Source organism: Gemmatimonadales bacterium (assembly GCA_041390145.1).
Classification (GTDB): Bacteria; Gemmatimonadota; Gemmatimonadetes; order Gemmatimonadales; family GWC2-71-9; genus SPDF01.
Genome location: JAWKQM010000002.1, coordinates 119844 through 141338, shown reverse-complemented (window position 1 = coordinate 141338; position 21495 = coordinate 119844). Strand labels below are relative to the sequence as shown.

Sequence of the window (21495 nt, the reverse complement as noted above, 5' to 3'; positions counted from 1 at the left end):
CCCCGCGCCCACCCGTTGCCCTCCACCTCCCAGCAGGTGCGGCGCATGGATCGACTTCTTCCCGTCCTGGCTGGTCTCCTCCTCCTCGCCTGTGATGGAAAGGGAGCGGGCGGGGGACCGGTCTGGATCGATCGCAAAGCGACGGCGATGGAGGCCACCCTGCAGATGTCGCTGGAGGCCCCCAGCCGGATGGCCGCGGTCGAGGCGTCCCAGGCGGTCCTCAGCGCCGTCGGGGCCTCGGACGCCCTCCTCTCCCCGAACCGCACCGACAGCCGGGTGAGCGAGCTGAATGCCACGGCGGTCGGGGCCACAGCGGAGATCGACCCGTCGCTGTGCCAGGTGCTGCGGGAGGTCGACCGGAGTGCGGCCGAAGTGCCTGGGGTGTTTGACTTGGTGATCGGCTCGCTCGTGGACGCCTGGGACCTCGATGGCGACGGGCGCGTCCCCTCCGTCGTGGAACTCGAGGCGGCCCGGCGGGCCGCCGGCAACGGCGGCATGCAACTCGACCTCGATCGGTGTGTCGCCCAGCGCCTCGCGGCGGCGGCGGGGTTCATGCCTTGGGGGTTTGTGAAGGGGTACAGCCTGCGCGCGGTCCGCGACAGCTTGCGCGCACATGGGGTCCACTCCGCGCAGGTCACGTTCGGCCAGCAGGTGGTTGTGCTTGGTCCGACGCGAACGGGTGGGCCGTGGCGGCTGGCGATTCCGAGCCCGGAGGACAACAAGGAGGAGGTCTTCACCCTCTGGCTTGCCGGCGGATCGGCGTCGACATCCAGCCAGTCGGGCCGGTACGTCCGCGCAGCAGGGCAAACCATTGGCCATATCCTCGACCCGCGGACCGGAACCCCGGTGCCCGGGTGGGGCAGCCTGACCGTCGTGGCGGCCGACCCACTGCGCGCCGATGTGCTCTCGACCGCGCTCTTCGTGCTCGGGCCAGACAGCGCGTACGCATGGGCGGAGGGGCACAACGACGTCGGGGTGTTGATTCTGGACCGCCGGGACGGCGCGATCCGTTTTCGGTACAACGAGGGCCTGCGTCCTGCACTCGACTCTGCAACGGCTACGCCGATCCGCTGACCGGACCGGCCGCTAGGGCGTTGCGGCGGAGTCCGGCACCGGCTGTGTCTGCTGCGACCGTGCCCGGGCGGAGACTCGGGCAAGTTCCCGGTCCAAAGTCGGAATCTTCTGTGCCCATCCCTCCACCGCCACCGAACCGTAGCTGAACACTATCGGTGAGTAGACCGGAAGCTCCTCCGAAAATACGTAGAGCCCCTGGCCGACCGCCTGCCGCGGGAGCTGCTGCCGGCTGAAATTCGCATTGAGCGGGATGATCCCGATGGGGTCGATCCGCACCGAGTTGACCGACACACCGACTGAGCTGGCGTCGAACCGGACGTCGGGGACGTTGCCGTAGACGGTCACCAGCATCAAGCCCGGCTGGGAGGTCCCGCTGTACTGGCTGATCGAATCGATGGCGCTTCCACGGCTCGCGATCATGCCCGAGAGCGCCCGATAGGCGTCCGGAGCCAGCAAGCGGAGCAGGCGTTCATTGAGCGGCTGAAAGCGGATGGTCAGCTGGCTGTTCGCGATCGAAACCGACATCTGTTCCTGGGTCAGCGAGCCGAGGCCCATCGGGGGCATCGTCCCCATCGGATCCGGCGTCTCCTGGGAATGCGCCTTGTTTGAGTGCGCGCAGGCGCAGAGCGCGAGCACCGCGACAAGCCGGCTGAAGTATCTCATGCGTCGTGTCCTTGGTCGGCGACGGACAGGATGGACTCGCTCAGGTCGGCGATCCCTTCCCCTGTCACGGTACTGGTCGGCTGCAATTCGTCCACGGCGAGCTGGAGTTCCCTGGCGAGGGCCAGCGTCCGGTCGCGGGCGGCCGCCCGCCCCAGCTTGTCGATCTTGGTCAGCACCGCCAGCACCGGGTGGCCGGAGGCCGCGAGCAGGCCGCGCACCTCCTGGTCGTCCTCGGAAAGGTCGCGTCGGATATCGAGCATCCAGACCACGCCGGCGAGCGTGTCGCGCTGCGCGACGTAGCCGTTGAGCAACTCGCGGAATCCGGCACGCGCCGTCTTGCTGGCCCGAGCGAACCCGTAGCCCGGCAAGTCCACCAGGTAGAGGCCGGGCAGCCGGAAGACGTTCACCAGCCTGGTCTTGCCCGGGGTGCCGCTCACGCGCGCGAGCCCCTTCTTGCCCACCAGCGCGTTCAGCAGGCTCGACTTCCCCACGTTCGACCGCCCGACGAACGCCACCTCGGGAAGTGGTGGCTCCAGCCGGACGCCCGGATCGGGAAAGGATCCGACGAACTCGATGGGAAGGCTCGACAACAGGGGGGCGGGGGAGCCGCTTGCTCGGGAGGCCGTCGCGACTCCTACGCTTCTTTTTTCTGCTTGACCCGCTCGGTGACCACCAGCGGGGGCTTGCCCTCGTTGACGCATTCCGGCGTGATCACGACCTCGCGCACGTCCTCCCTGTCCGGCAGGTCGAACATGATGTCGGTCATGGTCGTTTCGAGGATGGCGCGGAGGCCGCGGGCGCCGGTGCCGCGCTTCAGCGCCTTCCGGGCCACGGCCCGCAGGGCCTCGGCATCGAAGGTCAGCCGGGCGTCCTCGAGCTCGAAGAGCTTCCGGTACTGCTTGGTGAGGGCGTTCTTGGGCTCGAGCAGAATCTGCACCAGGGCGGCCTCGTCCAGCGACTCGAGCGATACCGTCACGGGCAACCGGCCCACCAGCTCGGGAATCAAGCCGAAGCGAAGCAAGTCGTCCGGTTCCACGTCGGTGAACGGGTCGTGTGCCGCCTCGGCCGGGCGTTCGGCCCGGGCGCCGGAGGTGAACCCGATCTTCTGCCGGCCGAGACGCGCCTCGATGATCTTCTCGAGCCCGTCGAAGGCGCCGCCGCAGATGAACAGGATGTCCTTGGTGTTGATCTGGATGTATTCCTGCTGTGGATGCTTGCGTCCGCCCTGCGGCGGTACCGACGCCACCGTGCCCTCGAGAATCTTCAGCAGCGCCTGCTGGACTCCCTCGCCCGAAACGTCCCGCGTGATGCTGGGATTTTCCGACTTGCGGGCGACCTTGTCGATTTCATCGATGTAGACGATGCCCCGTTCGCATTCGGCGACGTTGAACTCACCGGCCTGCAGCAGCCGCACGAGGATGTTCTCCACGTCCTCGCCGACATAGCCGGCCTCGGTCAGGGTCGTGGCGTCGGCAATCGTGAACGGGACGTCGAGGATGCGGGCCAGCGTCTGCGCCAGCAATGTCTTGCCCACGCCCGTCGGCCCGAGAAGCAGAATGTTCGACTTCTCGAGCTCCACCTCGCCATCGCGGGCGGCCGCGGCGTTGATGCGCTTGTAGTGGTTGTAGACGGCCACGGAAAGGGTGCGCTTGGCGCGCTCCTGGCCGATCACATATTCGTCGAGGGTGCTCTTGATCTCCGCCGGGGTCGGAACGGAGGTGATGCTCTCGGCAACCTCCCGCTCTTCGTCCTCCGCCAGAATCTCATTGCAGAGGGTGATGCACTCGTTGCAAATGTAAACAGACGGACCGGAAATAAACTTCCGGACCGAATCCTTGGACTTCCCGCAGAAGGAACAGCGGAGATGCTTGTCGTTCGACATGCGCTGGCCGCCGATGGTAAAGGGGGGACCCCACCCCAAAGGTGGGCCGGGTCCCGGGGGGCGTCAAGGCTAGGCCTGGGGGGCGAGCCAATCCTTGTGGGGCTCAAAGACCGTGTCAATCAGGCCGTATTCCTTGGCCTCTTCCGCGCTCATGAACCGGTCCCGGTCCATGTCGCGCTCGATCGTCTCGATCGGCTGGCCGGTGTGTAAGCTGTAGAGCTGATTCATCTTAGAGCGCAGGTAGAGGATCTCTCTAGCCTGGATTTCGATGTCCGAGGCGGTGCCCTGGGCGCCGCCGGACGGCTGATGAATCATGATGCGGCTGTGGGGCAGGGCACTCCGCTTTCCCTTGGCACCCGCCGAGAGGAGGAAGGACCCCATGGAGGCCGCCATGCCCATGCAGATCGTGTTCACCGGCGCCCGGAGATGCTGCATCGTGTCGTAGATGGCCATGCCGCTGGAGACCACTCCGCCCGGGCTGTTCAGGTAGAGGTAGATGTCCTTCTCCGGATTGTCCGCCTCGAGAAAGAGCAGCTGGGCGATGATGATGTTGGCGACGTCGTCGTTGATGCCGGCGCCAAGGAACACGATACGGTCCATCAGCAGGCGGCTGAAGATGTCGTAGGTCCGCTCGCCGCGGCTGGACCGCTCGATGATGTACGGGGGATAAACTGACACTGGACTCACCCTTCCACGGTGGATTGCTGCAGCAGGTAGCCGAAGACCTTGTCTTCGGTGATGGCGCGCTCGAGTTCCGGCAGTCGCTTGGCCTTCTGTAGTGACGCGTAGACCTGACCCGCTGGCACGTTGCGGGCCTCGGCCATTGCCGCGATCCGGGCGTCGACGTCGGCTTCGGTCGCGTAGAGGCTCTCGGCTTCGGCAACGGCGGCCAGGACGAGGTCGCGCCGGACCTGGGCCTCAGCCACCGGCTGGAACTGCGCCGCGAACTCCGGCTCCTTCTCGTGCGGCACGCCGTAGGCGTGCAAGTAGCCGTGAATGACGCGATGCACGAGCGACGGGGGCGCCTCGATGTTGTTCGCCTCGACCAGCTTCTGGATCAGCTGATCCCGAACCCGGGCGTCGGCCTCGCGCACGGCGTCCTGCCCGAGATCGGAGCGCACCGCCGCACGCAGGGCGGCGAGGTCCTCGAAGTCCCCGACCTCACGCGCAAAGGCGTCGTCGAGCGGGGGCAGGTCCTGCCGCTTCACCTCGTGGAGTGCGACCCGGAGCTTGCGCACCTTCCCGCGGCGGCTCTCGTCCGGATGGTCGTCGGGGAGCCGGACTTCCGTCTCCGCCACCTCGCCGGGCTGGAGTTCCATGATTCGCTCTTCGAGGGCCGGCAAGGCCTGCCCTTCGCCGAGCACGATCGAATGCGGCTGCGGCTCGGGTGACGCATCGTCGTCGAGCGCGGTGACGTCGACCTGGACCATCTGGCCGGGGCTGGGCTTCTGCCCCTCCACCGGAAGCCAGGTGGCCTTCTGCTCGCGGAGCCGCCCGAGCTGCTCGTCCACCTGCTCGTCGGTGACCTCGGACACTTCGCGGGTCAGCGTGAACCCACCAACCGTGGCGACGGTAACCTCCGGCCGCACCTCGACGTGCAGCTCGAACTCGATGGCGCCGCCCTCGTCAAACTTGAGGTTGCGGACCGAGGGGTCGGCCACCGGCTTGAGCGACTCGGACTCCCGCGCCTGGTCCCAGCTTTCGCGGATGACCTCGTCCAGCACGGTCTGCCGGATGGCGTCGTGGTAGCGCTTCCGAACGATGGCCGGGGGGGCGTGACCCTTCCGGAAGCCGGGGAGGCGCACGTTGCGGGAGACCTGCTGGACTGCCCGGTCCTCGGCCAAGCGCACGCGCTCGGCCGGCACGGTCACCTGGAGGGACTTTGACGCGGCGTCGCCGCTGGTCGTTTCGATCGTGATAGTTGTCATGGCGGGGGAAATCTACCCGGCCGCCGTGACCCGGGCAAACGAGGCTTGCGGGTCAGCTCCCCGGGCGGGGAGGGAGGTCCCGGGCGACGGCTGGCTCCCGAAACCCCTCACGGGCATGTGCCCCATCGCAGAACGGTTTGTTGGCGGAGTGACCACACCGGCACAGGGTGATCGTGGACCGGCCCCCGAGGCCAAACGCGGTCCCTTCCACGTCCACTATCGAGAAGTCGCCCTCGATCCGGATGGGGCCGTTGGGATTGACGACGATGCGGGTCGTGATGTGACCTCCCTTGGGTTGAGTGCGACCGGAGGGACTCGAACCCCCACGGGTTTCCCCACCTGGTCCTAAGCCAGGCGCGTCTGCCATTCCGCCACGGTCGCCGATCTTGAATCAGGACGGGTCAGGAGTCCCCGCTGGAGCCTCCCCGTAGCTCGCGCTCGATGGCTCCGAGCGTCTCCTTCGCCTCCGGCGAGTCCTCCCCCGACTTCCGCAGTCGCCTGGCCTCGCGCTCGAGTTCCTTCTTGAACAGTTCCTCGGCGACCTCCTGCCGATGCTTCAGCTCCGCGGCAAACTCGGGGTCTGTCGCCAGCCGCTGGACGTCCTCTCGGACGCGGGTGACGAGTTCGGCCACATGCTCTCGCGCGTGGCGCGCATCGACGTCATCAGCGGGCAGGGCTTCCAGCCGCCGGCCGACCCGTTCCAGCAGCCGCAGGTAGGCCTCACTTGGCTCGGCCTGCCGCACACGGTCGAGGTCGTTGGCCGCCGCGGGATTGGTTCGTGCCCGCCGCTCGAGATCCGCCGTCTCCGCGAGAAGCGCCCCGGCCACCAGGTTGGCGGACGTGCGGAATTCTCCGTACGACTCCCGGCCGCTCCGCCCGAGCGCCCGGGCCACGATCAGCCCGTTCAGGGCGCCGAGCCCGGCAACGATGAGCGGGGCAAATGTTCGGTTGAGCCCGAGCACCTCTCCCCGGCCCAGGAGGCGGAGGAGGCCCAGGTAAATCAGTGCCGCGCCGGCGTTCGCAATGATCCAGAGGGCGTAGTAGCCCAGCGGCCCCGCATTGCGCAGTCCGGCCAGGACGAGGGCGATGGCACCACCGGCTGCCCCGGCCACGAGTCCGGCCGTCCCCATGTCGAGGATCGCGGCCGGGATATCCGCGCGCCCCTGGACGAGCCACAGTGGCACGCTGGCAAGAACCAGCCCTGCCGTGACCGCCAGGCCGAGCAGCGCCCCCCAGAACGGAGGCTGGAGCGCCGGCGGTAAACGCTCGGCGGTTTCGACCACTCGAAGGAGGCGGGAACGACCCGTCATGATGTCACTCCAGAAGCCAGCCGAGAAAGATCCACGAGACGCGCCCGTCTTCCAGCCCCACACGCATGACATGCAGACCGTCGGGATCGTCCGTGGCGACATAGTCCCACGTGGCTGCCGTCCCGCGCCTGGGGCGGCCGTAGAGCTCGAGCACCCGCGTCTCAGGGTCGCCAGGGTGCAACCCGCGGGCAGTGACCGCGTTGGGGCTGGTCAGGGTGATGCCGTAGCGGAGCCCATCATCGGCCAGCGCAACGGCGAGGTCCGGATACACCCACGCCAGCAGTTCAATGTCCGGCTCGTCGGGGTCCGGAAGCGAAATGATGGAATCGGGTTCGCCGAGTACCGCCAGTATCTCAACGGAGTCGGCGTCGTCGGGCAAGCCGGCCACCACGAAATCGCTGTCGGTGAGCCAGGGACTCCCGGCGTCCGGTTGGACGTCCGGGGAACAGGCCAAAGTGAGGGCCAGCACGGCCCAGCGGAAGGGGGTACGGGAATTCACCCCGTAATGTAAGCATCGAGGCGGTATTGGGGCACGGCACGCCGTGCCCCAATACCGCCCCGTCCCACGCCCGTGGAGGCGCTATTCAGCCAGCTTGATCCGTTCGATCCGGCGCTGATTGCTGGTCGGACGCAGGACATCGAGCGTCACGATGCCGCCGGGGCCAGGCTTTGCAAGCGCGGCGCGGAGCTCCGCTTCATCCGAGACCGGCTTCCCCTCGACGCTCAGGATCACTTCTGGCGGACCGCCGGCGCGGGTGGCGCTGAGGACCCCCCAGGAGGGACCGTCCGGCGTGACATCCAGGACCACGAGGCCGCCAGTTCCGCGCGGAAGCCCCATTTGTGCCGCGTCGTCCGCCGAAATCTTCTGGACGGTGATGCCGAGCGGGGCGATCACGGCCCCCGCTTCCGGCGCGGCCTCTTCGTCCGGTTGTGCCGACGGGCCCTGGGCCACCTCGGGGACGTTCAGGGCGGTGAGCTTCACCGCGTAGGTCTTGCGGGCGCCACCCTTCCGGGCGACTTCCACCTGGACGACCTGCCCCGGGCGCATGAACCCGATGGCGGTCTGCAGCTGGGCCGTGTAGTTGACCGGCTTCCCGTCCACGCTGATGATGATGTCGCCTGGACGGAGGCCGGCGGTCTCGGCGGGCGAATTGGGCGAGAACGTCTCGACCTTCACGCCACGAATTTCGGCCAGCCCGACGTAGGCGGCGTCGTTGGGCCCGGCGTCTCGGATCGTGATGCCCAGGGCGGCGCGCTCCACGTGGCCGGTGCTGACCAGCTGTTCCATGACGTTCCGCGCCAGGTTGATCGGAATCGCGAATCCGTAGCCGGCGTTGAGCCCGGTCTCGCTGGCGATGGCGGAGTTGATGCCAATCACCTCGCCGCGGACGTTGATCAGCGGACCGCCGGAGTTGCCGGGGTTGATGGCGGCATCGGTCTGGATGAAGTCCTGGATGCTGCCCTGCGAGCGGTTTGGCAGGCCAATCAGCCCGCGACCGGTGGCGCTGATGATGCCGCTGGTCACGGTGAACGTCAGGGCGTTGCCCAGCGGGTTCCCGATGGCCAGGACCCATTCGCCGACCCGCGCGTCGTCACTGTTGCCAAGCACCACGGGCTTCAGGCCGGTGGCCTTGATCCGCACGACCGCGACGTCGGTGTTCGGGTCGGTTCCCACGACCGTTGCATTGAACACGCGGCGGTCGGGCAGCTCGACGGTCACCTTGTCCGCCCCTTCGACGACGTGATTGTTCGTCAGGACGAGGCCATCGGTGGATACCACGACGCCGGTGCCGCCGCTCTGCTCGACCCGTGGTCCCTGCCGGTTATGCGGAAAGAAGCGCTGCATCTCGGGTGGCAGCTGCGCCTGGGGTGCGGCGCTGGTCTTCTGGGAACGAACGACGACGACGCTGGGCTTCACCCCCTCGGCCACGTCGGCGAACGCGTCGCTCAGGGCGACGAGCATGCTGGCGGCGGACCCGTTGGAGGGGACCGGCTGGCGTGTGACCGCCGGGACGGCCGACTGGAAGCTTGCGGGCTGGGCCAGCAAGCCCGACTGGGACTGGGCCTGAGTGGCGCCCGGCAACTCCAGGACGCCGGCGAAGAGGAGGCCCAGCATGAAGGCGAGGCCGACGAGACTTCCAAACTTGAGCCAATTGCGGGTGCGAACGGACATGAGGGGGACTCTCTCAGTTGTTGGCGTATGAATGCACTTCCCGGCGCAGCCGGGCTATTCCATCATAACCCGGATGCGCAGGAAAAGGTTTCAGTCGCGCGCTACTTCTTGGTGTCGTCCACGATCTCGTAGTCGGCCTCGACGACATCCTCCGCCGGGGCCGCGCCTTCCGCCGGCCCGGCGCCATCGGCTGCCGGCTCCGCGGTGCCCTGGGCGCTCTGGTACAGCGAGGCTCCAGCCGCGGAGTAGGCCGCGTTCAGCTCGTCCAAGGCCCGGCGGATAAGATCCGGGTCGCCGGTCTTCAGGGCGCCCTTGCCGCCTTCCAAGGCATTGTCCAGCTTGGACTTGGCGTCTTCGGAGAGCCGGTCCACCCACTCCTTGCTGTCCTTCTCAACCTTGTACATCAGGCCGTCGAGCTGGTTGCGCGCCTCGATCTCGTCGCGCCGCTTCTTGTCGTCGGTGGCGTGGGCCTCGGCGCTCTTGACCATCTTCTCGATGTCCTGGTCGGACAGTCCGCTGGACGCCTCGATCTTGATCTTCTGCTCCTTGCCCGTGGTCTTGTCCTTGGCCGACACGTGCAGGATGCCGTTCGCGTCGATGTCGAACGCCACCTCCACCTGCGGCATGCCGCGCGGTGCCGGCGGGATCCCGGTGAGCTGGAACTTCCCGATGGTCCGGTTGTCCACCGCCATCTGCCGCTCGCCCTGCAGGACGTGAATCTCGACCGTGGTCTGGTTGTCCTCGGCGGTGGAGAAGACCTCCGACTTCTTGGTCGGGATGGTCGTGTTCCGCGGGATCAGGATGGTGGTCACGCCGCCGAGCGTCTCGATGCCGAGCGAAAGCGGAGTGACATCCAGCAGGAGCACGTCCTTCACGTCGCCGCCGAGGACGCCGCCCTGGATCGCCGCGCCGATGGCCACCACCTCGTCGGGATTGACCGAGCGGTTCGGCTCCTTGCCGAAGAACTCCTTGACCACTTCCTGGATCTTCGGAATGCGCGTCGAGCCGCCGACGAGAATCACCTCGTCGATGCTCTTCGGGTCGAGCCCGGCGTCCTTGAGCGCCTGCTGCATCGGCGGCATGGTCCGCTGGATGAGGTCGTCCACCAGCTGCTCAAACTTGGCGCGGGTCAGGTTGTAGTTCAGGTGCTTCGGCCCCGACTGGTCGGCCGTGATGAACGGCAGGTTGATGTCGGTCTGCTGGGTGCTCGAGAGCTCCATCTTGGCCTTTTCCGCGGCCTCCTTCAGGCGCTGGAGCGCCATCGGGTCCTTGGAAAGGTCGATGCCCTGATCCTTCTTGAACTCGGTGACGAGCCAGTCGATGACCCGCTGGTCAAAGTCGTCGCCGCCGAGGTGGGTGTCGCCGTTGGTGCTCTTGACCTCGAAGACACCCTCGGCAAGCTCGAGCACGGAGATGTCGTAGGTGCCGCCGCCCAGGTCGAAGACGGCGATCTTCTCGTCCTTCTTCTTCTCGAGGCCGTACGCCAGGGCCGCCGCCGTCGGCTCGTTGATGATCCGCTTGACGTCGAGGCCGGCAATCTTGCCGGCATCCTTGGTGGCCTGGCGCTGCGAGTCGTTGAAGTACGCCGGCACGGTGATGACGGCCTCGGTGACCGTGGTGCCGAGGTAGTCCTCCGCCGTCTGCTTCATCTTCTGGAGGATCATCGCGGAAATTTCCGGGGGTGTGTACTTCTTGCCCTGGATTTCCACGGCCGCCAGCCCGTTGGCGCCGTCGGCGACCGGGTAGGGGACGCGGCTGGCCTCCTCCTTCACCTCGCCGGTCCGACGTCCCATGAACCGCTTGATGGAAAAAATGGTCTGCTTCGGGTTGGTGACCGCCTGCCGCTTGGCCACCTGACCCACCAGGCGTTCCCCGTCCTTCGTGAACGCCACCACCGACGGGGTAGTGCGACCACCCTCGGCGTTGGGGATGACGACGGGGTCGCCGCCTTCCATGACGGCCACCACGGAGTTGGTGGTGCCGAGGTCGATTCCAATGATTTTCGAGGCCATGCTGTCGGATTCCTTTCTCGGGAAATCACGCACGCCGACCGGCGGCTGGAGGCCACAGGCTCAGGGCGGGCAGAGTTGCCCACCCTCAAGGCAACCCCCATACCGTGATTCTCTGCCATTATGACAGACACGTATCTTGTTTATATGGAATGATATACAACGCGCCCGACCCGGACAGCCGGGCCGGGCGGGGAGGGCGGCAGGATCGCTAGAACGACTGTGCGAATGCGAAGGTAAACGTCCAGGCGCCCCCGTCCGTCGGGCGTGCCACGCCGAAGCCAAGCAGGGTGCCGAAGAGGCTCAATCGGATCTCCTGGGTCGTCTTGACCCCATCGGAGACCACGGAAAAGGGCTGATTCACGCCGTTGACGGTCTGGCTCCCGACCGCATTCAGCGCCGCCTGCGCCGCGTCGTTGGTCGTATCGGTGTATCCGGCATAGAACCGGTATGACAGGTTGGGCGCGATCGGCGGGATGGTCGCGTTCCCGATTTTGAGCGGCGTCTGGAGGAAGGGCAGCGGGACCGCCAGCATCCAGCGACTCAGCGCGCCCACATTGCCGCCAAACTGGTCGTAATCGTACCCGGGCATCGAACCGGAGCCGCCGATGAGGAACAGCTGCTGCGTGGGCGGATTGTTGGAGATCGTGGTGCCGCCATCGGCGACCATGGTGAAGGTGACGATCTTCCAGTTGAGTCGGACGACGAAGCCGGCCTGGATCCGCTGATAGGGCAAGTCGCCCCCGCCCGCCTCATAAGTGGCGTGCAACGCGACGCCTGTCTTCGTGAAGTGCGAACTGATTTCCGGGTGCCAGTGCACGCCGACCTGGACGCGGGGGTACTCATAGGCCACCACGTTCGGGTTGATCGTGTAGGTCTGGCCGAGGGGGCCGGTCGAGAGGTCCGCCACGGTGCGGCGGTCGTCGATCCAGTCGACGCGGGCCGTCACCCCGCCGGGGTTCAGGGGGTTGAAGAACCACTCGCCACCAACCCCGATGGTCCGCCGGTCGACGTAGTCGTAGTTGTCCTGCTGGAAGAGGGCGCGCACGCCGCGGTTGTAGTCGAGCGGGTCGGCAAACTTCGTGGTGAGATCCAGGTCTCGCATGGCGGTCACGTTCGTGGCCCAGCGCGGTCGGCCGAGGGTGGCCGAAATGCCGCCACGGGGCAGCCCGGGCCACATGGCATACCCGGCGGTTCCGCGCACCTTGAGTCCCGGCACGGCGTCCCGGAAGTACATGGTGCCGGAGACGCCGACGTACAGCCCTTCCACCCGGTTGAACCGAAGTGCCTCAAGCGTGGTGGGGCCGCGCCAGAGATACTCGGGCGGGCCATCCGGCCGAAACGCGAGGGGCCCGACGCTGAAGAGGTCGGCGGTTTCCACCGAGTTCATCGGCGTGTTGGGCGGCAGCTTCCACCCGCGGAAGTCGTGGAGGCTGTCCTTGGTGGTCACGGAGCGGCCTGGCTGGAGCGCCGGCAGGGTTCCCGGGGGTGCGCCGGGCGCAGCCACGACGGCCTCCATGTCCCCGAGGCGCGTCATGACGCGGAGAATGCTCCAGCTCTCCGTCGTGAGCGGAATCAGGACCTCGAGGTCGATCCGCTGGTACGTGGGAATCCAGCCCGCGCCCGGAACTTCCGTGGTCACGAGATCCGCGATGGCGCCGTTCAGGGCAAGCTTGTTGAGAAACTTCGCGCGTCCGGATTCTGGGGGGCCGCCGATGGTGAGGAACTGGCCCCGCACCCGCCGAAGCACACCAGTTTCAGGATCCAGGTAGATGTCTCCGCGGAACACTTTTTCACGCGTGGTGCCGGCCTCGCGTGGCCAGACCGCGATCCGAACCATCCGGGCCTCGGGGCCGGTCGGAAAGGCGATAGTGACGGTGTCGCCGCCCTCAAACCGGTAGAACTGGTCGCGGCTCGCGCCGAGCGGCGACCACGCCGAGTAGTCACCGCCGGAGTCGGCTCCGACGGCCGTCTTGGCGCCGCTCGAGGACCCGAACAGGCTCCACTTCTCTCCAGTGAGGGTCGGGATGATCCACCCATTGGTCAGCGCCGCCGATCCGGGGAGGGGCACCCCGGTGGTCACGACGCGGTAGCCCAGCTGATGCTGCCCAAAGCCACTGTCGGCCACCCACGTGAAAATACCGGCCGTCTGCTCGATGGTAGAGGCGCCCTGAATCCGACCCGGGAGCAGCTTGACCAGGGCCACTTCGGACTCGTACCGGGCGGTAAGTGCCCTGAAGTCCGCGGGCGGCGTGGCGTTCACGGCCGCGGCGCGCTCAAGGAGGGCACGGAGCTCCGGTGTCGCGTAGCCGGTGGTGTCGGGCAGTTGGCTCGCGGCCTGGGCCAGGATCAGGAGGATGGGTAGCATGAGCAGTCGTCCGTCGCGAGAGACGCGAGACTAGAAGGTGAACCCGCCGAGCGCGTTGATGAAGATCCCCTGTCCGGCGCCGCCCGCCACGGTGAGGCTCGCCGCGAGGGAGCGGTCCAGGAGGGCGGCCCAGAGTCCTCCACCGAAGCTCGGATGCCAGACGTTGGACTGCTCACCGGTCACCCAGACCCGGCCGACGTCAGCCAGCCCCAGCACCCCGAAGTCCCAGGGCAGTACGAACTGGATCTGTGTGACCCGGAGGCGGAGGTCCAGGTTTCCGTAGAGCGAGTGGTCGCCTTCGTACCGGCCCTGTGGCAGTCCCCGCACCGTGCGCCCGCCGCCCACGAACGCCGCCTGATAGTACGGAACGCTGCCGGACGTCGTGGTGCCGCCGATCCGGGTCGCCACAGTCATGGCCTGCCACCAGCGGGGGGTGAGATAGGTCGCGAGCGAGCTGGAGACGGTTGTGAAGTCACCGCTCCCGTCCTTCACCCAGGGATACCAGCCGCCGGTCACGCTGGCGAGCACGCCCTTGCGGGGGGCGCCCCGGACGTCCCGGGTGTCGAGGACAAACTCGCCCGTGAAGCCCGCCTCCCCGAAGTCCGGGCTGCCGTACGGTTGCGCAATGCCGATGTAGAGGTTGCTGTCCAGTGGGGTATTCACCGATTTGAGCTCGATTCCCACCCCGACCTTGATCCGGTCCGACAGGGGAAGGAGCAGTGTCGGCGCCAGCCCGTAGAGGTTCCGTCCCGCTCGGTAATACGCGTTGGCACTGTCGCCGGGCGTCTGGTTGCCGTACCCATAGAAATAGACCGCCCCGACGCCGGACGCGACCGCTTCGACCTGCAGCTGGAGCGGGGAGCGCGCGAAGCGAAAATCGCCCAGGAGCTCCACCACGCCGTGCTTCGAGTCGGAACCGTAGGCGGCGCGGAGGGTGAGGCGATTGCGGTACGGCCGGGCATCACCCGACCAGTCGGTCCGGACCACCCCACCACCGATGAGCAGGCCGACCCCGGAGGTGAGCGCGAGCCAGCCCGTGGGGTGGTAGGTCCGCGGGACATCGGACCGCTCCTCCCCCGTGCTGTCGATGAGGGCGAGGGGATCGGTCAGCGTGCGGGACTGGATTCGCAGGTCGCCGGGCCGGTCGGTGATCATGTCGGCCGACTTGCCGAAGATGGTCAGCGCTCGCTGATCGCCGGACCCGGTGACGAACAGGGACTCCCCCGGCAGCGGTGCGATCCGCACGGCGGGCGCCTTCCCTGGCCCGCCCACCACCTCGAGCGTGTCCGTTCCCGTTCCCAGGAAGAGCGTCAGCCGGTTGGTCTCACGCGCCAGATATGGCGCCGGACGCCTGGTGCCGATGCGGACGGCGAGCGAGTCCCTTCCGTCCCACTGCAGGACGACGCGGTCCGATGCGGTCGTCGCGTAGATCTCGGCGTCCTGGCGCACCTGCCGATACATGCGATCGACCAGCGTCGACATGTGATCCCGCCGATGCCGCAGCCCGCTCGCGATATCCGTCCCGACCTTGCCCTGGTACGCGGAGGGCATGCGGGCCACCGCCGCATCAATGACCGAGTCGGTCAGCCGCTCCTGCAACGACATTGCCACCGAGTCCCAGGTGGATCGGGCGAGGGATCCCACCATCAGCCGGTACGCGCTCTGCTGGTCGGAGTTCCCCGTCACGACGTGCGGGTACTTCTTCCCGAAGTTGACCAGGTCGGGGGCGAGCGGCCGCCAGGCGCTGGATACGATGCCGTTGTACTTGGAGAGGGCCGTCGCCCGAAAGAGCCCGAGGGGCCGCCAGCGGACGCCCGAATCCTCGACCGCGGCCTGCCATCGCCACTCGAGAAAGCGTGGATTGAGGTTGCCGACGTATGCGTTGAAGAGGACCGCCACCAACACGGCGCGCGCGTCGATCCGCTCCTGCGGCTGCGTCAGGACCCGGTGCAGGAAGGCCCGGGCGGTGATGACGGTGCCGTCCGTCACCGGCCCGGTGGAGTCGGTGGTCGCAACCGGGTCGCCGCGGATCAGGTAGCCGGCGCGTGCCGAGTCCCCGGCCGCCACGAGCTGCAGCCCCGAGCCGGCCGGCACCGCCACCAGCCAGGCGTCCTGGTTCGGCACGTCAGCCGCCTCGGCCAACGCAGCCGCCACGAGCGGACCAGCGGGGTTCCGTCCGCTCACCAGGTCGGTGACGAGCCCGTCACCGACCGCCTCGGGCACGACACCCGCCGGAAAGGAGTGCGGTTCCGGGCGGTCCAGCGGGTAAAAGACCCAGTGGGACCCATCTGCACCCGTGAGGTAGATGAACCCCGCCTGCATGCCCGCGCCGCGGCCGGACACCGCCAGTCCCCCGGCCGTGGCCGCCAAATCGAGGAGGGGGAGTGTGATGGGTGTGCGCCAGAGATCGCGATAGCGCGAGCCGAACATCGGGGTCCCGAGCCACCGGATCCAGGAGGTCGTGCTGAACTGCGGGCCTGGGGCCACCGTGATGCTGTCCCGCGTGACCGGTGCTCCCTGGGCCGCGGCGGTGGTGGCCGACAGCGCGAGCAGGACCAACACCGGTGCCAGCGAGCGACAAGTCCGGCGGATCGAGTTCGCAGGTTGCACCGCAAGGCTCTCCACTGGATGAGGCAACTGATCGGGCAGGTCGACGGCGGGTCCGGTCATCACCGCGAATAATACACCGCGCGGGAGACGATGGCCCGTCGCTAGGGCAGCTTTGCGCTGGCCTCCCCGATCACCCGCTTCACCATGGGATTGTCCGGGTATTGGGCCGTCAGCTGCTGCAGGACGGCGCGCGCTGAGTCCGGCTGGCCCATCGCCACGTAGACGTCGCTTCGGAGCATGCCCGCCTGCAGCGCCATGCGGGGATTGTCCGCGGGAACCTGCATGCGGTCCAGCACCGCCATGGCCGCGGCTGGGTCGTGCAGGTCAACCAGCTGGGACCGTGCGGCAAGCAGTTGCACGCCGAAATCCTCCGGCATCTGCCGGGCGAGTTCCTCGGTCAGCCGGGCGGCACTCGCCGTGTCGCCGGCCTCCCGTTTGGCGCGCGCCCCGTTGTACAGCCCGGCGACGAGCAGGTGTTTGACGTCCGCGGGATCCCCGGAGCGGGTGCCGACGCCACCAGCATACCCGTACACCACTCGACCCCCATGCTCTGCCGCCTCAAAAAGAAAGAAGGCGGCGACGACGCCCGCGACGGCGGAGCCGACCAGCGCGATCCGCCGCACCTTTTCCCGCTTGCGCACGGCGAGCGCGAGGATTTCAAAGCCGGCGACGACGAGGAAGAGATTCCGCGCCCGCTCCCCGAGTTCCTCGTGCTCCTGCACGGCCGCACGCGCGCCTGGGATCCGTTCGGCGGGCCCGTGCGCCTCGGAGCCGGAACGGGCCGCCAGCACGCCGGCCGTGGCGGCGGCCAACAGCGCCAGCGTGGCGGCGGGCTTGAACCACTCGACCTTCACCAGCAGCGAGAGAATCCGGAGCCCAACGCCGACGAAGCCAAGGACCACGATGAAGTGGACGATCTGCGGATGAAACTCGGCGATGTTGGGCATGTCACTCGTTTCCGTGTGAAGGAGGCTCGTGCGGTCGGCGCCACAGCACCAATGATACGTTACCCTCGGGCAGCGAGGAAGTCGGGGGCCGTCAGCGGGCGTCCAGCGCCCGCCGGTACGCCGCCGCGGTCTGCCGTGCGGCGCGGTCCCAGGTGAACGGGGCGGCGCGCGCAATACCGGCCCGGGTGAGGGAGGCGCGTCGGGCCGGATCGCCGAGCAAGCCGTCGATGGCATCGGCGAGCGCGACCGCATCCATCGGCTCGACCAGGACGGCCGCGTCGCCCGTCACTTCCGGGATTGACGTCGCCCGGGCTGCAATGACGGGGCAGCCCACGCTCATCGCCTCAAGCACGGGAAGACCGAACCCCTCGAAGTAGGACGGAAAGACGAAGAGGTCGGCCGCGGCGTACGCGCCGACGAGCCGGTCCTCGGGGAGGCTGGGGAGATAGCGGACGTGGCGCTCGAGATGGTGCCGGGCAATCCGCTTGCGACTTCGCGCACTCGAACCGCCAACCCGGAGCAGCAGGAGGTCGGGATGTCGCCGCACCAGCAGGGCGATCGCGTCGAGCAGCGTCTCCACGTTCTTGCGCCGCTCCTCGCTTCCGACGTGCAGCAGGACCGGGCGGCCCGGCTCCAGGCCAAGCGCGCGTCGACTGGCTTCTCGATCCTGCGGGGCGAAGGTTGGGCGCACCCCGTGATGGATCACGCAGGTCTGCGACTCCGGGTAGTCGTAGGCCGAGAGGAAGTCCTGGCGAGAGGACTCCGAAATGAAGATCAGTTCTCGCGCCCGTCGCAGCGGCCGAAAATGCCGGCGGCGCAATCGGGTGGAAAGCCCAGGGTGATTGGCACGGAGTCGCACGGCGATGAGGTCATGCACCGTCACCACGGCCGGCGCGGCATGCCCCACGCCGGCCCCCATCATCTGGCTCGAGAAATGGTAAAGATCGTACCCTTTCGGGACGCGCCGCGGAAAGTAGCAGTGCGAGTTGAGCAGGTAGACGGTACCGAATCCCCGGCGCTTGGCCCACCATGGTCGGGGCTGAACGGTCAGGGTCGACCCGTCGCGCGTGTCCTCGGGGGAGTGCCATTCGTCCGGGTCCACCCGGCCCGGCACGTTCTGGAGCAGGAGGTCGACCCGGAACGGGGGCGGAGCGAGGGCGCGCAGCGCGTGACGGAGCTCCAGCGTATACCGGCCGATCCCACCCCCGGCGGGGTGATCGTTGACGAGCAGGATGCGTGGGAGGGTCACCGGGGGAGGGCAGGGGCGCAGCGCGGTCGAGCCGTCACCCGACCGCCTCGGGCGCCTGCACCGCCCGTCCGACCACGATCGAGATGTTGTCGCTCCCGCCGTCTTCCAGCGCATCGGCGAGCAACTGTTCGCACACCTGCTGCGAGGAGGTCATGGACTTCAATCGTTCCGCGATCTTCTCGTCGGAGACGTGCTTCGTCAGCCCGTCGCTGCACAGCAGAAAGACCTGGTTCCAGACGCTCTCCACGCGCGTGACCACCGGCGCGGTCTGGTGGCCGCCGATGGCGCTCGAGAGCACGTGCGCCCATCGGGTCCGGGGCGCGTCCGCGCGGGTCAGCACCCCCTGGTCCACCAGTTCCTGGGCCATGGTCTGGTCGCGGGTGATCTGGGTGAGCGCGCCGTCCCGCAGGAGATAGCACCGGCTGTCTCCCAGCTGGAGGAGGTACGCCCACGGCCAGACGCCGAGAAAGAGCGTGAGGGTCGTGGCCATGTTGCGGCCGCCGGGATCGGCCTTGGCGCGCTCGACCACGCGCTCGTGGGTACGCATGGCCGCCTCCTGAAGGGCGGCCGCGAACTGGTCGTCCGCGACGGCGTCCGCGGTATAGTAGGCTCGCATGCTCTGCGCCACGTATTCGGTGACGGCTTCCACGGCCAGGCGGCTCGCCTCTTCCCCGTGCGAGCTGCCGCCCACCCCGTCAGCCACCATCGCCAGGAACGCGAGGCGCTCTGCCGCGGGCCAGCGACTCCCGTCCGGCAGGCTGGTCCGGTGGATCTGGACCTGCCGCTTGAGCGAGGCGATCAGGAAGTGGTCCTGGTTCTGCTGCCGGACACTGCCCGTGTGTGTCAGGCCGTAGACGTCGACTTCCTCGTCCGTCGGCTTGCGCGTCGAGGCCACACCTGGAGGCGTCTCGGAGTACGCAGTCATGCGGTCCCCTTTCGAAGGCACCTACGGGGTGCTCCCGGCCATGGTCGTCCCGCCGCCGATGGTCCGGGCGAGGAACCGGTCGGTGACTTCCTGGATCATCTTGAAGCTGGGGAAGTTGTACGCCGCCCCGTGGCGCCCCGGCGGGTAGATCCGGAGCTCGGCATCCACGCCGGCGTCGGTCGCGGCGGTCAGGAACTGCATCGTATTCACGGGATGCACGTTGTCGTCCATCATCGAATGGATGACGAGCAGCTTGCCCTTGATGCGCCCGGCCCGGGGGTTCACCGCGGAACTGTCGTAACCCGCGGCGTTGTCGGGCAGGATGTCCATGTACCGTTCGGTGTAAATCGTGTCGTACAAGCGCCAGTCGGTGACCGCCGAGTTGGCAATACCGGACGCAAATACCTCCGGGTACGCGGCCATCGTGTACAGCACGCTGTATCCGCCATAGCTGGTGCCGTCGATCGCGATCCGGCTTCCATCCACATATGACTGCCTGGACAACCACCGGGCGGTCTCCGCAAAATCCATCGCCTCGTACTTCCCGAGGTGCCGGTAGACCTGCTTCATGAAGGCGCTGCCGTAGTTGTTGGAGCCCCGGTTGTTGAGGCCCACGATGATATAGCCTTGCTGGGCGCGCCACTGGTCCACCCCGTTCGATCCGAAGCGGTCATAGACCTGCTGCGATCCGGGGCTGCCGTAGATGGCGAGAATGACGGGATACTTCTTGGCCGGGTTGAAGTCGGGCGGCTTGATCATCGAGCCGTCGAGCACCTGGCCGTCGGAAGTGGTGAACTGGAAAAGTTCCACGGGGGAATACGCGTTGGTCGACAGCCATGTCGTGACGGCCGCGTTGTCCTCCAGCTGCTTGAGCAACTTGCCGCCGGTGGCCCACAGCTCGACCTGTCTCGGCTGCGTGGTGGACGACCAGCGATCGATGTAGTACCCGGCGTTGGGCGCCATGTCGATGGCGTGGGTGCCAGGCGCCTTGGTCAGCCGCTTTTTCCCCTTGCCGTCAAATCGCACGGCGTAGAGCTGGCGCTGCAGCGGCGAGGCCTCCGTGGAGCTGTAGTAGATCATCTTGCGGGCGGGGTCGGTGCCCTCGATCCTCGTCACCGTGTAGGGCCCGCTGGTGATCTGGTTGATCAGCTTCCCGGAGTAGTCGTAGCGGTAGATGTGCTGCCAGCCGTCCTGGTCGGAGATCCAGAAGAACTCCCGACTGCCGGCCGGGAAGGTCATCATGTCCTGGATGCCGGCGTAGAAGTCGTACACGTCGAGCCAGGTGTCGCTCGTCCAGGTCCGCACCAGCCGGCTGCCTGCATCGTTCACGTTGAAGAAGAAGAGCCGGAGGGTGTTCTGCTTCCGGTTCAGCTCAAGCACCGCCAGCGTGTCGGGGGCGCTGGTCCAGTAGATCCGGGGGATGTAGAAGTCACCCGTGGCCTTGGTGTCGAGCCACACCTGCTTTCCGGTGGCGACATTCACCACGCCGATGCGAACCTTTGGATTGGAGTCGCCTGGCTGCGGGATGCGCAGCTTGTCCCATTCCGGATGCGCCCCCTCGTAGTTCGACAGCTGGATGATCGGCTCGGCGCTCTCGTCGACCTGCCAGTAGGCCAGATGCCGGCTGTCCGGCGACCAGTTCCACGCCTGGGCCATCCCGAACTCTTCCTCGTAGACCCAGTCAAAGCGGCCATTGTGCAACGTCTCGGTGGCCCCGGTGGTGAGGCGCTTGTCGGCGTTGCTGGCCAGATCCCGGACGTACAGGTCGCCGCCGAGTTCGTACCCGAAGAGCGCCCCGTTCGGCGAGAGCTCGCCGGTCTGGGCGCCCTTGGCCGCCAGCTGCATGGACTTGTCGGCCAGCGAATAGACGAAGTAGTCGGAGCTTCCCGAGCGCCGGTAGATCTGCTTGAACCGGGTCTGGAACACCAGGTGCTTCGAATCCTGTGCGAACTGAAACGACCGGTAGCGGAACGGCGCCGCGGTGTCCGGGAAGGTGACCCCCTTGGCGGAGAAGAGCAGGGTGTCGCTGCCGGTGGCGGGGTCGGTTGCGCGAATCTCCTCGCCGTCGGCCCCACGAATGGTGTAGGAATAGCGCTTGCCGCCGTCAATCCAGTTGACACTGCGTGGCCCCGATTGGCCGGCCATGGCCCCGGACGCCTGCAGCGCTTCAGTCACATTGGCAAAGGTCTTCTTGTCCTGCGCCTCGCTCGTGGCAGTGAGGAGGGTGGTAGCGAGCAGTACGAGCGGCAGGGTGCGGTAGCGCATCGAAGTCCACGTCCTGTGACAAGTGAAGAGGGGGAGTCCCATGAAGGTACGCTTGGCTGAAAGTTGTGCAATACGGACTCTGGAAGATGCCG

The 21495-nt window shown here is 67.4% G+C and carries 16 protein-coding genes and 1 tRNA gene; 1 reads left to right on the top strand and 16 read right to left on the bottom strand.

Features of this window, described 5'->3' with window-relative positions:
* The first annotated feature begins 45 nt into the window (after positions 1-45).
* Positions 46-1074 (top strand): FAD:protein FMN transferase, encoded by a 1029-nt coding sequence (locus R2910_00655; protein ID MEZ4411476.1) that lies wholly within the window; start codon positions 46-48, stop codon positions 1072-1074.
* Between the two features lie 12 nt (positions 1075-1086).
* Here R2910_00655 and R2910_00650 read toward each other — a convergent pair whose 3' ends face one another.
* From R2910_00650 to R2910_00575, 16 genes are all read right to left on the bottom strand, one after another.
* On the bottom strand, positions 1087-1737 hold the full coding sequence (locus tag R2910_00650; protein MEZ4411475.1) for a hypothetical protein: 651 nt from the start codon (positions 1735-1737) through the stop codon (positions 1087-1089).
* Entirely contained in the window at positions 1734-2327 is a 594-nt protein-coding gene (gene yihA, locus R2910_00645; protein MEZ4411474.1) for a ribosome biogenesis GTP-binding protein YihA/YsxC, read from the bottom strand. Before yihA ends, R2910_00650 begins: the two co-directional genes overlap by 4 nt.
* A gap of 44 nt (positions 2328-2371) precedes the next feature.
* Positions 2372-3619 carry an ATP-dependent Clp protease ATP-binding subunit ClpX gene (gene clpX, locus R2910_00640; GenBank protein ID MEZ4411473.1) on the bottom strand — a complete coding sequence of 416 codons (1248 nt, stop codon included), beginning with the start codon at positions 3617-3619 and terminating at the stop codon, positions 2372-2374.
* A gap of 69 nt (positions 3620-3688) precedes the next feature.
* On the bottom strand, positions 3689-4297 hold the full coding sequence (gene clpP / locus R2910_00635; protein ID MEZ4411472.1) for an ATP-dependent Clp endopeptidase proteolytic subunit ClpP: 609 nt from the start codon (positions 4295-4297) through the stop codon (positions 3689-3691).
* Positions 4298-4302: 5 nt separating this feature from the next.
* A complete protein-coding gene (gene tig / locus R2910_00630; protein MEZ4411471.1) occupies positions 4303-5547 on the bottom strand; it encodes a trigger factor in 1245 nt (414 codons plus the stop codon).
* 300 nt (positions 5548-5847) lie between these two features.
* Positions 5848-5928 (bottom strand) — tRNA-Leu (locus tag R2910_00625).
* A 20-nt stretch (positions 5929-5948) separates the two neighbouring features.
* The gene (locus tag R2910_00620) at positions 5949-6857 is read right to left on the bottom strand and encodes a hypothetical protein (protein MEZ4411470.1); all 909 of its coding nucleotides are present in this window, start codon (positions 6855-6857) and stop codon (positions 5949-5951) included.
* A 4-nt stretch (positions 6858-6861) separates the two neighbouring features.
* The gene (locus tag R2910_00615; protein ID MEZ4411469.1) at positions 6862-7356 is read right to left on the bottom strand and encodes a hypothetical protein; all 495 of its coding nucleotides are present in this window, start codon (positions 7354-7356) and stop codon (positions 6862-6864) included.
* Positions 7357-7437: 81 nt separating this feature from the next.
* A complete protein-coding gene (locus R2910_00610) occupies positions 7438-9030 on the bottom strand; it encodes a trypsin-like peptidase domain-containing protein (GenBank protein ID MEZ4411468.1) in 1593 nt (530 codons plus the stop codon).
* 101 nt (positions 9031-9131) lie between these two features.
* Positions 9132-11042 carry a molecular chaperone DnaK gene (gene dnaK, locus R2910_00605; protein MEZ4411467.1) on the bottom strand — a complete coding sequence of 637 codons (1911 nt, stop codon included), beginning with the start codon at positions 11040-11042 and terminating at the stop codon, positions 9132-9134.
* A 208-nt stretch (positions 11043-11250) separates the two neighbouring features.
* Complete coding sequence (locus tag R2910_00600) at positions 11251-13407, bottom strand: hypothetical protein (protein MEZ4411466.1); 2157 nt, start codon at positions 13405-13407, stop codon at positions 11251-11253.
* 30 nt (positions 13408-13437) lie between these two features.
* Positions 13438-16077, bottom strand: coding sequence for a BamA/TamA family outer membrane protein (locus R2910_00595; protein MEZ4411465.1), 2640 nt, complete (start codon positions 16075-16077; stop codon positions 13438-13440).
* Positions 16078-16118: 41 nt separating this feature from the next.
* On the bottom strand, positions 16119-16964 hold the full coding sequence (locus R2910_00590) for a tetratricopeptide repeat protein (GenBank protein MEZ4411464.1): 846 nt from the start codon (positions 16962-16964) through the stop codon (positions 16119-16121).
* Positions 16965-17055: 91 nt separating this feature from the next.
* Complete coding sequence (locus R2910_00585) at positions 17056-18213, bottom strand: glycosyltransferase family 1 protein (protein MEZ4411463.1); 1158 nt, start codon at positions 18211-18213, stop codon at positions 17056-17058.
* Positions 18214-18247: 34 nt separating this feature from the next.
* Complete coding sequence (locus tag R2910_00580) at positions 18248-19138, bottom strand: protein phosphatase 2C domain-containing protein (protein ID MEZ4411462.1); 891 nt, start codon at positions 19136-19138, stop codon at positions 18248-18250.
* Between the two features lie 21 nt (positions 19139-19159).
* On the bottom strand, positions 19160-21403 hold the full coding sequence (locus tag R2910_00575) for a S9 family peptidase (GenBank protein MEZ4411461.1): 2244 nt from the start codon (positions 21401-21403) through the stop codon (positions 19160-19162).
* Between the last annotated feature and the right edge of the window lie 92 nt (positions 21404-21495).